This window comes from Fertoeibacter niger (assembly GCF_009380135.2).
Classification (GTDB): Bacteria; Pseudomonadota; Alphaproteobacteria; order Rhodobacterales; family Rhodobacteraceae; genus Fertoeibacter; species Fertoeibacter niger.
The window spans coordinates 16,305-29,975 of record NZ_WHUT02000012.1; the positions used below are offsets into that span (position 1 = coordinate 16,305).

At 66.1% G+C, this 13,671-nt stretch carries 13 protein-coding genes; 8 read left to right on the forward strand and 5 right to left on the reverse strand.

The genetic code is table 11. From position 1 onward, the window contains the following. Positions 1–73: 73 nt before the first annotated feature. Positions 74–3,049, forward strand: a complete 2,976-nt coding sequence (gene ileS, locus GEU84_RS17150) for an isoleucine--tRNA ligase (RefSeq protein ID WP_152828299.1) — start codon at positions 74–76, stop codon at positions 3,047–3,049. A gap of 25 nt (positions 3,050–3,074) precedes the next feature. After that, entirely contained in the window at positions 3,075–3,278 is a 204-nt protein-coding gene (locus GEU84_RS17155) for a DUF3253 domain-containing protein (protein ID WP_338144828.1), read from the forward strand. On the opposite strand, the gene GEU84_RS17160 is transcribed toward GEU84_RS17155, so the two are convergent. Next, on the reverse strand, positions 3,188–3,406 hold the full coding sequence (locus GEU84_RS17160; protein WP_174539948.1) for a hypothetical protein: 219 nt from the start codon (positions 3,404–3,406) through the stop codon (positions 3,188–3,190). The two genes, GEU84_RS17155 and GEU84_RS17160, sit on opposite strands and share 91 nt — an antisense overlap. A 99-nt stretch (positions 3,407–3,505) precedes the next feature. Here GEU84_RS17160 and GEU84_RS17165 point away from each other — a divergent pair, with 99 nt between their 5' ends. Next, entirely contained in the window at positions 3,506–4,378 is an 873-nt protein-coding gene (locus GEU84_RS17165) for a LysR family transcriptional regulator (RefSeq protein ID WP_152828301.1), read from the forward strand. Then, the gene (locus GEU84_RS17170) at positions 4,375–4,845 is read left to right on the forward strand and encodes a methylated-DNA--[protein]-cysteine S-methyltransferase (RefSeq protein WP_277604975.1); all 471 of its coding nucleotides are present in this window, start codon (positions 4,375–4,377) and stop codon (positions 4,843–4,845) included. The genes GEU84_RS17165 and GEU84_RS17170 overlap by 4 nt, the downstream gene beginning before the upstream one ends. Positions 4,846–5,162: 317 nt before the next feature. Here the strand turns inward: GEU84_RS17170 and GEU84_RS17175 are convergent, their stop codons facing one another. From GEU84_RS17175 to fsa, 4 genes are all read right to left on the reverse strand, one after another. Then, complete coding sequence (locus tag GEU84_RS17175; RefSeq protein WP_152828302.1) at positions 5,163–5,861, reverse strand: CDP-alcohol phosphatidyltransferase family protein; 699 nt, start codon at positions 5,859–5,861, stop codon at positions 5,163–5,165. A 39-nt stretch (positions 5,862–5,900) separates the two neighbouring features. Continuing rightward, on the reverse strand, positions 5,901–6,824 hold the full coding sequence (locus GEU84_RS17180) for a tyrosine recombinase XerC (RefSeq protein WP_338144825.1): 924 nt from the start codon (positions 6,822–6,824) through the stop codon (positions 5,901–5,903). Continuing rightward, positions 6,821–7,513 carry a DUF484 family protein gene (locus GEU84_RS17185; protein ID WP_152828303.1) on the reverse strand — a complete coding sequence of 231 codons (693 nt, stop codon included), beginning with the start codon at positions 7,511–7,513 and terminating at the stop codon, positions 6,821–6,823. The genes GEU84_RS17180 and GEU84_RS17185 overlap by 4 nt, the downstream gene beginning before the upstream one ends. Before the next feature lie 205 nt (positions 7,514–7,718). Beyond that, the gene (fsa, locus tag GEU84_RS17190) at positions 7,719–8,372 is read right to left on the reverse strand and encodes a fructose-6-phosphate aldolase (protein ID WP_152828304.1); all 654 of its coding nucleotides are present in this window, start codon (positions 8,370–8,372) and stop codon (positions 7,719–7,721) included. A gap of 129 nt (positions 8,373–8,501) precedes the next feature. Here fsa and GEU84_RS17195 point away from each other — a divergent pair, with 129 nt between their 5' ends. The 4 genes from GEU84_RS17195 to GEU84_RS17210 all read left to right on the forward strand — a co-directional run bounded on the left by GEU84_RS17195 (position 8,502) and on the right by GEU84_RS17210 (position 13,663). Continuing rightward, complete coding sequence (locus GEU84_RS17195; RefSeq protein ID WP_174539952.1) at positions 8,502–10,691, forward strand: primosomal protein N'; 2,190 nt, start codon at positions 8,502–8,504, stop codon at positions 10,689–10,691. Between the two features lie 174 nt (positions 10,692–10,865). Next, positions 10,866–11,525 (forward strand): peptide-methionine (S)-S-oxide reductase MsrA, encoded by a 660-nt coding sequence (gene msrA / locus GEU84_RS17200; protein WP_152828305.1) that lies wholly within the window; start codon positions 10,866–10,868, stop codon positions 11,523–11,525. 14 nt (positions 11,526–11,539) lie between these two features. Next, a complete protein-coding gene (locus GEU84_RS17205) occupies positions 11,540–12,700 on the forward strand; it encodes a geranylgeranyl reductase family protein (RefSeq protein ID WP_174539953.1) in 1,161 nt (386 codons plus the stop codon). A gap of 75 nt (positions 12,701–12,775) precedes the next feature. Beyond that, positions 12,776–13,663, forward strand: coding sequence for a 50S ribosomal protein L11 methyltransferase (locus tag GEU84_RS17210; protein ID WP_152828306.1), 888 nt, complete (start codon positions 12,776–12,778; stop codon positions 13,661–13,663). The last annotated feature ends 8 nt before the right edge of the window (positions 13,664–13,671 follow it).

Sequence of the window (13,671 nt, forward strand, 5' to 3'; positions counted from 1 at the left end):
CGCCGGGACTGAATGCTTGGGCGCTTGACCCCGCGTCGCGCCACCCCATCCCTTCCATCAAGGACCGCATCCGATGTGCGCCGATACCACCACGCCCGAAACTTCTGACGTTGATTACCGCGACACCGTTTTCCTGCCGGAAACCGATTTTCCCATGCGCGCCGCCCTGCCGCAGCGTGAACCCGAATGGCTGGCGCGGTGGGAACAGATCGGCGTCTACGACCGCCTGCGCGAAAAGCCGGGCCGCAGGCCGTTCACGCTGCATGACGGCCCCCCCTATGCCAACGGTCATTTGCACATCGGCCACGCGCTGAACAAAGTGCTGAAGGACATGGTGGTGCGCAGCCAGCAGATGATGGGCAAGGACGCCCGCTATGTGCCCGGCTGGGATTGCCACGGCCTGCCGATCGAGTGGAAGATCGAGGAGCAATACCGCGCCAAGGGGCTGAACAAGGACGATGTGGATATCGTCGCCTTCCGCCAGGAATGCCGCAAATTCGCCGAAGGCTGGATCGACGTGCAGCGCGAGGAATTCAAGCGGCTGGGCATCACCGGCAACTGGGCCGATCCGTATCTGACGATGGACTACCACGCCGAGGCGGTAATCGCGGCGGAGTTCATGAAGTTTGTCATGAACGGCTCGCTCTATCAGGGCTCCAAACCCGTCATGTGGTCGCCGGTCGAGAAGACCGCGCTGGCCGAGGCGGAGGTGGAGTATCACGACCACACCTCGCATACGGTGTGGGTGCGGTTTAAGGTAGTGCAGACCGGAGCCTCTGGCGGCAACCTTGATGAAGTGAACGCGCGGGCGTCCAACTTGTCAGGGGCTAAAGTTGTCATATGGACGACAACTCCATGGACGATCCCACAAAATCGCGCTGTTTCCTACGGACCGAGCATCCCCTACGGGCTATACGAGGTTATAGGCCGCCCGGAGCAGTCCACGGCCGTTATCGGAGAACGCCTTGTCTTGTCTGACGCGCTCGCAGTTCAGGTCATGGCGGCAGCAAAGCTCGACGATACCATGTATCGCCGCATATCCGATGTAACACCTGATGAATTGGGGCATGTCACCCTCGCCCACCCCTTCCGCGCCATCGAAGGCGGCATGGGCGAATGGGATTTCGACGTGCCGATGCTGCCGGGTGATCACGTCACCGACGATGCGGGCACCGGCTTTGTCCACACCGCCCCGAGCCACGGCGATGACGACTATCAGATGTATCTGAAGTTCAAGGACGATTACCCCGACTTCAAGCTGACCTACAACGTCGAACCCGATGGCTCCTACCGCGCCAACCTGCCGCTGTTCGGCGGCCAGGCGATCCTGACGCCCGAGGGCAAGGAAGGCCCGGCCAACGTGTCGGTCATCAAGCAACTGGCCTACACGGGTGCCCTGTTCGCCAAGGGCAAGCTGAAACACAGCTATCCGCATTCCTGGCGCTCCAAGGCCCCGCTGATCTACCGCAACACCCCGCAATGGTTCGTTGCCATCGACAAGCCGCTGGATGACGGGCTGACCACCTACGGCGAAACCATCCGCAAGCGCGCGCTGATGAGCATCGACCAACTGGTGCAATGGACGCCGCAGACCGGCCGCAACCGCCTCTACTCGATGATCGAAGCCAGACCCGACTGGGTTCTGTCAAGACAACGCGCTTGGGGCGTGCCGTTGACCTGTTTTGTGAAGAACGGCGCGCAACCCACCGATGCCGACTATGTTTTGCGCGATGCGCAGGTGAATGCCCGCATCCTTGCGGAATTCGAGGAAAACGGCGCGGATGTGTGGTATGTGCAAGGCTTCAAGGAACGCATCCTTCAGGGCCTGCATGATCCTGCCGCCTATACGCAGGTGTTCGACGTGCTGGATGTGTGGTTCGACTCTGGCTCCACCCACGCCTTCGTTCTGCGCGACCGCAAGGATGGCAGCGAGGACGGCTTGGCCGACCTCTATCTGGAGGGCACCGACCAGCACCGCGGCTGGTTCCATTCGTCAATGCTGCAAGCCTGTGGCACCAAGGGCCGCGCGCCCTATCGCGGTGTTCTGACCCACGGTTTCACGCTGGATGAAAAGGGCATGAAAATGTCCAAATCCCTGGGCAACACCGTGGCCCCGGAAGAAGTCATCAAGGAATACGGCGCCGATATCCTGCGGCTGTGGGTGGCACAATCCGACTACACGATCGACCTGCGCATCGGGAAGGAAATCCTGAAAGGCGTGGCCGACAGCTATCGCCGCCTGCGCAACACAATGCGTTTCCTTGTGGGCAACCTCGCGGGTTTCACCGATGCCGAAAAGGTGGCACCGCAGGACATGCCGGAACTGGAACGCTGGGTGCTGCACCGCCTGGCCGAACTGGACCGCGAGGTGCGCAAGGGTTACGCGGCCTACGACTTCCAGGGCGTGTTCCAGAAGCTGTTCACCTTCGCCACCACCGATCTGTCGGCGGTCTATTTCGACATCCGCAAGGACGCGCTCTATTGCGACGCCCCGGGCAGCCTGCGCCGCCGTTCCACCCGCACGGTGATGGATATCGTGTTCCACCGGCTGACGACCTGGCTGGCCCCGGTTCTGGTGTTCACGATGGAGGATCTGTGGCTGGCCCGCTTCCCCGGCGCGGATTCGTCGGTGCATCTGCAAGACATGCCCGACACGCCCGCCGACTGGCTGGATGAACCGCTGGCGGCCAAATGGGCGCAACTGCGGCAGGTCCGCCGCGTGGTCACGGCGGCGCTGGAGGTGCAGCGCACCGCCAAGGTCATCGGCGCAAGTCTGGAGGCCGCGCCGGTGGTGCATGTGGCCGATACCGCGATCCTCAGCGCCCTGAAATCGCTGGATTTTGCCGAGCTTTGCATCACCTCGTCGCTTCAACTGACCGCCGATCCGGCCCCGGACGAGGCCTTCCGCCTGCCCGATGTGCCGGGCGTGGGCGTGGTGTTCGAACTGGCCGAGGGCGAAAAATGCCAGCGCTGCTGGCAGATCCTGCCGGATGTGGGCACGCACAAGCACCCGCATACTTGCGCGCGCTGCAATGACGCCCTCGGATGAGGCGATAGCCGCGGCGCTGATGGATATGGCACACCGGCGGGGCAGGGGGAAAACCTTCTGCCCCTCGGACACCGCCCGCGCATTGGCGGCAGACTGGCGGCCCCTGATGCCCGACGTGCGCCGCGTGGCGGGACGGCTTCAGCAAGAGGGATCGTTGCAGGCGTCACAGCGCGGCCGACCGGTTGATCCGCAATCGGCATCGGGGCCGATCCGGCTGTCATTGCCCTGAAGCAATTGCTCCAGATCATCCCGCATCAGGCCGATGTCGCGCAGCAGATGGTCATCGGCGCGGTGCAGCAACGGCCCAAGCGACTGGTGGCGCTGCCACAGGGCACAAAGGCGGGAAAGCGCGAACATGGCAAACCTCCGGCAAAGAAGCCCCATCTGCACCCGGCGCTTGACATAAGACAAACGAATAGCACTGATAGGATCCATCGCCTCCGTTGATGGCATGCCATGACCATTCCCCTCGACAGCGACCTGATGCGCGCCTTTCTGGCCGTTGCCGATACCGGCAGCGTGACCGGGGCCGCTGACCGCATCGGGCGCACGCAATCGGCGGTGTCGATGCAGATCCGGCGGCTGGAGAACAGCCTTGGCCAAAGCCTGTTCCTGCGCCTGCCGCGCGGTGTGGCGCTGACCGCCCGGGGGCAGCAACTGTTGCCCTATGCCCGCCGCGTGGTGGGCCTGCTGGACGAGGCAGCCGTGGCGCTGCGGGTCAAACCGCTGACCGGCCCGGTGCGGGTGGGCATTCCGGACGAATATTCCGGCTCTGTCCTGCCGCGCGCCCTGGCCGCCTTTGCCGAACGCCACCCCGGGGCCCAGGTGTTCATCCGCTGCGACCACTCCGCCCCGCAGTTGCAGGCGCTGGCACGCGATGAGATCGACCTCGCCGTGGTCTATGACTGGCATTATGTGGAGGAGGGCGAACTGCTGGGCATCGATCCGACGGTCTGGGCCACATCCGTTGCCCATGGCCAGCATCTGCGCAGCCCGGTCCCGGTTGCCATCTACTTCCGGTCAGACTGGTGCCGCGATTTTGCGCAACGGTCGCTGGATCAGCAGGGCCTGCGCTGGCGGGTGGCCTTTGAATGCGACGATGCGGGGGCCATGCGGGGCGCGCTGCAAGGCGGGCTGGCGATTGCGCCGATCTCGCGCAGCACGATCCCAGAAGGCTGCCGGGAACTGACGGCGGCAGACGGCTTTCCCGGTGTGGATTCCGCGCGCGTGGTTCTGCGCCGCAACCCGAACGGGTCATCCCCGGCAATCGACGGCATGGCCGACATGCTGCGCGCGGCGTTCCGCCCCTTGGCACAGGCCCCGCGATGAGCCCGGGCCCCGCGATGATCCGGCAGGCCAGCTTCGCCAGCCCCTTCGGCCCCCTGACCCTGACAGAAGAGGACAGCCGCCTGACCCGCCTGCGCTGGGCTGGCGATGGTGCCGATACCTCGCCCCTGCTGGACGATGCCAAGGTCCAGCTTGCCGCCTATTTCGCGGGGCGGCTGACGGAATTTGCCCTGCCGCTGGCCCTGGGGCAGGGGTTTCAGGCGCGGTTTCTGGCCGCGCTCTGCGCCATTCCCCATGGCGAAACCCGGCGCTACGGCGATCTGGCAAAGGAATTGGGCGTGTCCGCGCAGGCCATCGGGCAGGCCTGCGGGGCCAACCCGCTGCCCATCCTGATCCCTTGCCACCGGGTTCTGGGGGCGCAGGGCCTTGGCGGCTTTTCCGCGCCCGGCGGGATCGAAACCAAGGTGGCCCTGCTGCGCCATGAGGGTGCGGCATCGCTTCTGCTCTGACCCCTTCCCTCATTTTCTGTCCACAAATATCCCACGGGAGGGGTCGGGGGAGGGTGTGAAACCCTCCCCCGCGGCCGGCCAGGGCCGCGCAACAGGCGCGGTCGCAGCACGTGGGCCTCGCGCAATTGCTGTCCGGGCCAACACGCTGGCCCTTGGTTGCCGCGGTGGTGGTGATGTGCGAAATCCCGGTCCTCTTCGCGGTGCGACGGGCGTTCGGCGAAGGTCTGTCACCGAAAAAGGCCATGCATGCGGGGCTGATCGTGGCGGGAGTGTTCCTGCCGCGTCTGCATCACCTGTGCATCATCGGTGCACGGGAATCACGCGGTCTTGCGCGGCGGGATCAGCTGCTGCGCCACCCCCGCGACACAAAGGTAGATCGAGGTGATCACCAGCCCCCAATGCGCCCAGCTTTGCGGGTGGAAATCCACCCAGGCCGCCCAGCCCGCGCAGACCACCCAGGCCAGCGCCATGGGCAATGTCACCCACCGCCAGCGCGCCGTGCGCACCGGATGCACGAATTTCAGATTGGTGAACATCGCCACGGTCAGCGCCAGCACGATGCCCAGGATCACCGTTTCGGACGGGGTAACGGCAAACAGCACCAGCACCACCATGTTCCAGCAGGCAGGAAAGCCCGCAAAGGAGTAATCCTTTGTTTTCATGCGCGTATCGGCAAAATAGATGACGGACCCATAGACGATGACGATGATGGCGATCCAGCCTTCCCAGCCGTCCAGCAGGCCGGATTTGAACAGCGCATAGGCCGGGATGAACACATAGGTCAGATAATCGATGATCAGATCCAAAAGCACGCCGTCATAGGTGGGCCAGTTGGTGCGCACGTCATAGCGCCGGGCCAGCGGGCCGTCGATGCCATCGACAATCAGCGCAAGCACCAGCCACAGGAACATCAGATCCCATTTGCCCTCGACCGCGGCCAGCATCGCCAGCATCGACAGCACCGCGCCGGTGGCGGTCAAAAGGTGGACGGACAGGGCTTTCAGGCGTGGTGTCATCACGGGCTATTGATCCGATTCAGTAGAAATTGCAAGCTGTTAGGCGCGGGGATGGGCGCGGGCGTAAACCTCCATCAACCGGGCGGTATCGACGGCGGTATAGGCCTGGGTGGTGGAAAGCGACGCATGGCCCAGCAGTTCCTGAATGGCCCGCAGATCGCCGCCCGCGTTCAGAAGATGCGTGGCAAAGGAATGCCGCATCGCATGTGGCGTGGCCGTGGCGGGCAGGCCCAGCTGGTTGCGCGCCTTTTCCATCACCAACGCAATCTGGCGCGGGTTCAGCGCGCCGCCGCGCGCCCCGCGAAACAGCGGTTCACCGGCGGCAAGGTCAAAGGGGCAAAGGGCGGCATAACGCGCCACCGCGGAACGCGCGACCGGCAGCACCGGCACCAGCCGTTCCTTGCCGCCCTTGCCGGTGATGCGCAGGGTGTCGGGCAGCGGATGGGCCGCGCCGGTCAGGCCCAAAGCCTCGGATATGCGCAGGCCGCAGCCGTAAAGCAGGGTCACAACCGCTTGATCGCGCGCGGAAATCCAGTCTTCCGCCCCTTGTTCGCCCACGGTGCCGATCATCGCGCGCGCCGCATCGACGGCCAACGGGCGCGGCAGCTTGCGGCGGAACTTCGGGCTGCGGGTGGACAGGACCGCCGTGGCATCGGCGCCGTCACGTTCCGCCAGCCAGCCGGTAAAGCCCTTCACCGCCGACAGTGCCCGCGCCAGCGACCGCGCCCCCACACCCCGGGCGCGTTCATGCGCCATCCAGGCCCGCAGATCGGCATGGGGCAGGGTGATCAGCGCGGCCAACCCCTCGGCCCCGCCGCGATGCTGGGCCATGAAAGCCAGATACCCCGTGATATCCGTGGCATAGGCCTTCACGGTGTTTTCTGCCGCGCCATTCAGAACACGCAGATGGTCCAGCCATTCCGCCATGGCGGCCCGTGCGGCAGGCGCGATGGCAAGGCTCACGACAGCCAGCGGCGCATTGTCCGCTCGAACACTCCGGCGAAAAATGCCAGCAGATCCGTGCCTTGGGTGGGTTTGAAATGATGCGGGTCTTCGGCCCCCATCACCAGCATGCCGGGCAACCGCCCCTTGCCGAAATCCAGCCGCATCAAGGCCTCGGACCGGATCCACGCCGCACGGTCGCCATAGATCTGGTCGGAACTGGGGATGGTCTGGCGCAGCGTCACGGGCCGCAGCGGCACATTGCGCCCGCCCGCCAGATACTCGGCCACAAAGCCCGGCTCGGCCACGAACAGCACATCACCCAACCGCCTCAGCGTCGGGTCTTCGGCGCTTTGCACCGATTCCAGCACCAGCCGGATGCAATCCACCCGCAGGGTCTGCGCCACCTCGCCGCCCAGCGAGATCAGGAAATCCTCGAAACTCAGCGGGTCCAGCATCTGCAACAGCGCGCGGTGGACCTGATTGGTGCCGGCAAGGTTTTCATAGGCGGCGGCGATGACGGAACGGTGCGTATCCTCCAGCCGGTCAAGGCGGCTTTCCAGCCGTTCCATCGCGATGCCGCGCAGATCGACGATATTGCTGCCCATCGCACGCTCGTTCGCGGCGATCAGCGCGCGCATCAGATCATGATCCTCAAGGATCACCTCGGGTTCGGCAAGTATGCGGTCTCGCAGGTCGGGTTCGATCATGGGGCCTACCGCTTGTTCAACTGCGGGTGACAGTATCAAGACTGTGACGGAATATCTTGTGCTTTTTTCGCAATGCGCTGTGGCCGAAACAGTCAGGTGTGGCAATCACCCCGCACCGCCACCAGCCCGGCCCCCGCCGCCAACGGAACGGCCCGCCCTTTGCAGGCGGGCCGCAGGGTGTTTGCAGGCGACCGGCAATCGGGTGTCAGATGATCTTCTGCCCGGTCTTGGCCCAGTCTTTCATGAACTGTTCCAACCCCTTGTCGGTCAGCACATGGCTGGCCAGCCCCTTGATGACGGCGGGCGGCGCGGTGATCACATCGGCGCCGATCAGCGCGCATTGCGTGACATGGTTGGCGGTGCGGATCGAGGCGGCCAGGATCTGCGTCTTGAAGTCGTAATTGTCATAGATGGTGCGGATGTCGCTGATCAGGTCAAGGCCATCAAGGTTGATGTCATCAAGCCGCCCGATGAAGGGGCTGATGAACGTGGCCCCGGCCTTGGCTGCCAGCAGCGCCTGATTGGCGGAAAAGCACAGCGTCACGTTGACCATGAACCCGTCGTTCGACAGTGTCTTGCAGGTTTGCAGCCCGGCCCAGGTCAGCGGCACCTTGACGGTGATGTTCGGCGCGATCTCGGCCAGTTTGCGGCCCTCGGCGATCATGGCATCTGCCTCCAGCGCCACGACCTCGGCCGATACCGGGCCGGATACGATGGAGCAGATTTCCTTGGTCACTTCCAGAATGTCGCGGCCCGATTTCAGGATCAGCGAGGGGTTGGTGGTGACGCCGTCCACCATGCCCAGATCATTCAGTTCCGCAATCGCGGCGACATCGGCGGTATCGACAAAGAATTTCATCGGGCGTTCCTATCCTCGGCAGGGGTGTTGCGGCGGGTGCCGGGGGTGTAATAGCGCAACTGGCCGCGCGGGGAAAGACTTGTGCGGCCAGACGGGCGGTGCGGCGACAGGCGGGAAAGCGAGGCGCGGGTGACGGGGCAATTTGCCGAAGGGGCGCTGGTGGGCGTGCTGACCACACAGCCTTTGGGCCGCGTGCTGGATTACCGCGCGCCCGAGGGCGGCTGCGCGCTTGGCGATTTTGTCGAGGTGCCGCTGGGGCCGCGCCGCGTTCTGGGCGTGGTCTGGGGCGGGCCGCAGGGCGGGTTTGACCCGGCGAAATGCCGCCCCATCGGACGCGTGCTGGATGCTCCGCCGATGCGCGATGAGATGCGCGCCTTTCTGGCACGGGCCGCCGACTATACGCTGACGCCGCTGCCCGCGATGCTGCGGCTGGCCACCCGCGCACCGGGGCTGGGCGACCCGCCCGCCACGCGGCGCGTCTACCGGCTGGGGGGCGACGTGCCTGCGCGGGCGACCGAGGCGCGGCTGCGGGTGCTGGATGTGCTGCGCGCCTATGGCGGGGCGGCGGTGACGCTGGCCGAACTGTTGGCCGAGGCCGGGGTGGGGGCCTCGGTGGTCAAGGGGTTGGTGAAAACTGGCGCGGTGGTGGAGGAGGACGCCCCACGCGATCTGCCCTATCCGCCGCTGAACCCTGACCGGCAGGGGCCGCGCCTGATGGGCGATCAGGTGATGGCGGGCGATGCACTGGTGGCGGCGGTGGCGATGGGCGGCTATGGCACGACGCTGCTGAAAGGCGTCACCGGGTCTGGCAAGACCGAGGTATATCTGGAGGCGGTGGCCGAATGTCTGCGGCAGGGGCGGCAGGCGTTGGTGCTGTTGCCCGAGATTGCCCTGACGGCGGAGTTTCTGGAACGGGTGGAGGTGCGGTTCGGTGCCCGCCCCGCCGAATGGCATTCCGGCGTGACGATGACCGAACGGCGACGGCTGTGGCAGATGGTGGCGGCGGGGCAGGCGGGGTTTGTGGCGGGCGCGCGGTCGGCGCTGTTCCTGCCATTCCGCGACCTGGGGCTGGTGGTGGTGGATGAAGAGCACGACACCTCCTACAAGCAGGAAGAAGGGGTGCTTTACCATGCGCGCGACATGGCGGTTCTGCGGGCGGCGATTGCGGGCTGTCAGGTGATCCTGGCCTCGGCCACGCCATCGCTGGAAAGCTGGGCCAATGCCGAGGCGGGCAAATACACGCGGCTTGATCTGGGCGCGCGGTTCGGCGTGGCGGAACTGCCCGACATGCGGGCCATCGACATGCGCGGCGAAAAACTGCCTTCCGACCGCTGGATTTCCGAACCCCTGGCGCGGGCGGTGGATGCGCGGGTGGCGGCTGGCGAACAGGCGCTACTGTTTTTGAACCGCCGCGGCTATGCGCCCGTCACCATCTGCCGGGCCTGCGGGCATCAGGTCGGCTGCGACGATTGCGATGCGCGGATGGTGGAACACCGGTTTCTGAAACGCCTTGTCTGCCACCAGTGCGGCGCGACCAAACCGATGCCGCTGGCCTGCCCGTCCTGCAAGGTGGAGGGGCGCATGGCCCCGGTCGGACCGGGGGTGGAGCGGCTGGCCGAAGAGGTGGCGGCGCGGTTTCCCACGGCGCGGGTGGCGGTGCTGTCGTCGGATCTGTTCGGTTCCGCGCGGGCGTTGAAGGAACAGATCGGCGCGATTGCGGCCGGCGGGGCGGATATCATCATCGGCACGCAGATCGTGGCCAAGGGGCACAACTTTCCGCTGCTGACGCTGGTGGGGGTGATCGACGCCGACCTTGGCCTGCAAGGGTCTGACCTTCGCGCGGCGGAGCGCACGTTCCAACTGATGCGGCAGGTGGCGGGCCGGGCGGGGCGGCGTGACAAGCCGGGGGTGGCATTGCTGCAAAGCTATCAGCCCGAACACCCCGTCATCCGCGCCATTCTGGGCGGCGATGAAGAGGCCTTTTGGCGGGCCGAGGCGGATGAGCGCCGCATTGCCGGTGTGCCGCCCTACGGGCGGATGGCAGGCATCATCCTGTCCTCGCCCGATGTGGCGCAGGTGTTCGATTTTGGTGCCGAACTGGCGCGGCGCGACGGGCCATTGCGCCGGATCGGGGCGCAGGTGTTCGGGCCCGCCCCCGCGCCGATTGCCCGGGTGCGCGGGCGCCACCGGGTGCGCCTGCTGGTGAAGGCCGACAAGGGCGCGCCCTTGCAGGCGGCGCTGGCCGAATGGGTGGCCCAGTTGAAACAGCCCGCCAACCTGCGGCTGGCCATCGACATCGACCCGCAGAGTTTTCTGTAAGGGTTTCGCCGCAACCTTGGGCGTTGGGCCAAAAATTTCCGGAAATTTTTGCAAGATTTTTTCGAAAAAATCTTGGGTGCCCGTCCTGCAAGTGCCACGCTCAACTCTTGCGTTATCGAACTGGCGGGGTGCGGCGGGCTGCCCTATATCTGGTCGAGCAACGGAGGGTCTGACATGTTCCTGCTGAACCGCAAGAAATCTGAAATGGTGACGGCCGAGGCGGCGCTGAAGGGCCGCGCGATGCCGATCCCCACGGCCGCCACGCATTTCCTGTCGGGCCTGCCGCTGAAATCGCCGGTGCCCGAGGGCATGGCCGAGGCGATGTTCGGCATGGGCTGTTTCTGGGGGGTGGAGCGGAAGTTCTGGCAGGCGCCGCGCGGCATCTGGCTGACCATGGTGGGCTATGCGGCGGGACATACCCCGAACCCGACGTATCAGGAGGTCTGCACCGGCCAGACCGGGCATAACGAGGTGGTGCGCGTGATCTATGACCCCGCCGTGCTGCCCTATGAAGGTGTGCTGAAACTGTTCTGGGAAAACCACGATCCCACGCAGGGCATGCGGCAGGGCAATGACATGGGCACGCAATATCGCAGCGGCATATACACCTACTCGCCCGAGCAGGCGGCGGCGGCTGAATCGTCGCGCGCCGTGTATCAGGCGGCGCTGAGTGCTGCGGGCCGCGACCGGATCACGACCGAGATCATTCCCGCGCCGGAATTCTACTATGCCGAGGATTACCATCAGCAGTATCTGGCGAAGAACCCCGGCGGCTATTGCGGGATCGGCGGCACTGGCGTGACCTGCCCGATCGGCACCGGCGTTTCCGCCTGAGCGCGCCGCCCCGGGTGCTGGATGTCATCATCATCGGGGCGGGGCCTGCGGGCGCAGCGGCGGCGGTGACGGCCTGCCGCAAGGGCCTGACGGTGGCGCTGATCGACAAGGCGCGCTTCCCGCGCGACAAGCTGTGCGGCGGTGGCATCACCGGGCGCAGCCGCGCCTATATCCACGAGATTTTCGGGGCAACCCTGCCGCCCGGCATGGCGCTGGAATCGCGCAGGGTGCGCATCATGGCGGGGACGGTGGTGCTGGGAGATCTGGCGGATGCACCTCCGCTGCATCTGACCATGCGGGTGGATTTTGACGGCTGGCTGCACGGGCTGGCCATTGCCGCCGGCGCGCAGGACTTCACCGGCCAGCGCATCGCGCGCATTGACCCTGCCTTGCCTGCGGTGACGCTGGAGGATGGCCGCCACCTGACCGCGCGGGTGCTGATCGGGGCGGATGGCGTGAATTCGATCACCGCCAAGGCGCTTCATGGCCGGGCCTATGACCCCGACCGCATCGGTTTTGCGATGGAGGCCGAGGTGCCGCATGATGCGCCCCCCGCCGACCCGGTGGTCGAGATCGACATGGCGGCGGTGGCCTGGGGCTATGGCTGGTCCTTTCCCAAGCGCGGCAGCGTCACGCTGGGCGTGGGCGGCGTGCATGGCCGCAACCCGAAAATGCAGGCGCGGCTGGCGGATTATCTGGCGCTGCACGGGCAGGCGGCGGATGATCTGCGCTGCAAGGGGGCGTTTTTGCCCTTTGGCGATGCGCGCCAGCCTCCGGGCCGGGGGCCTGTGCTGCTGGCGGGCGATGCGGCGGGGCTGGTTGATCCGCTGACCGGCGAGGGCATCGCCTGGGCGATGAAAAGCGGGCAACTGGCGGGGCGTGCGGCGGCGGCGGCGATTGCGGCGGGCCATCCGGGGCAGGCCTTTGCGCGCTATGATGCGGCGCTGGCCCCGGTGGCGGCGGAAATGCGCCACGCCCGGCGGTTGCGCGCGCTGGTCTATCATCCGCTGTTGCGGGGGCGTTTCCTGCGCAGTCTGGCGCGGCAGCCGGGCGTGCAGCGCCGGTTTCTGGCCTTGCTGGCGGGGGAACGGGATTATGCCGACATGCGCTGGTCCAGCTTTGCCCGCCAGATCCTGCGGGTGATCACCGGGGGGCGGGCGCTGCCGCGCGGGTGACAGCCCCGGCAGGCTTGACGCCAGCCGGGGCGGGGGCTATCGCCGCCCTGCCACGCCCCCTGACAGGATATAGCCATGCCCACCTATTCCGCGCTGACCACCCTGCCGGGGCAGGATGCCGCCGAAGGCCTTGCCGAAGCGATGGAGCGGATGGTGCCCGAACCCACCGGCGTGGGCGTGTTCGAGATCGAGGACGGGTCGGGCCTGTGGGAAGTCGGCGGCTACTTTCTGGAAGCGCCGGATACGGTGACGCTGGAACTGCTGGCCATGGCCTTTGGCGCGCGGCCCTTTGCCCTGTCGGAACTGCCCGAGATTGACTGGGTGGCCAAGGTGCGGCGCGAATTGTCGCCGGTCGAGGCCGGGCGTTTTTATGTTTATGGCAGCCATGATGCCCATACCGTGCCCGAAGTGCTGGCGCAGGGTGGCCGCGTGCCCTTGCAGATCGAGGCGACGGTGGCCTTTGGCACCGGGCACCACGGCACGACGCTGGGCTGTCTGCGGGCCTTTGACCGGCTGGCGGATCAGGGTTTCAGCCCGGCAAAGGTCGCCGATATCGGCTGCGGCACGGCGGTGCTGGGCATGGCGGCGGCGGCCATTCTGCCCGATGCGCTGGTGATCGCATCCGACATCGACGAGGTGGCGGTGGATGTGGCACTGGCCAATGTGGCGATCAACGCGCTGGAGGGCCGGGTGGAGTGTTTCGAGGCTGCGGGTTTTCAGCACCCGCGCTATGCCGAGGTGACGCCCTTTGATCTGGTGTTTGCCAATATCCTGAAAGGCCCGCTGGTCGAACTGGCCCCCGACATGGCGCGGCATGTGGCACTGGGCGGCATTGCCATTCTGTCGGGCCTGCTGGTGGTGCAGGCCGAGGCGATAACGGCGGCCTATGCCGCTGTCGGCTTCACGCTGGATCACCGCGAGGATCTGGGCGAATGGGCGGCGCTGACGCTGCGGCGCGGCTGACCCTGGGT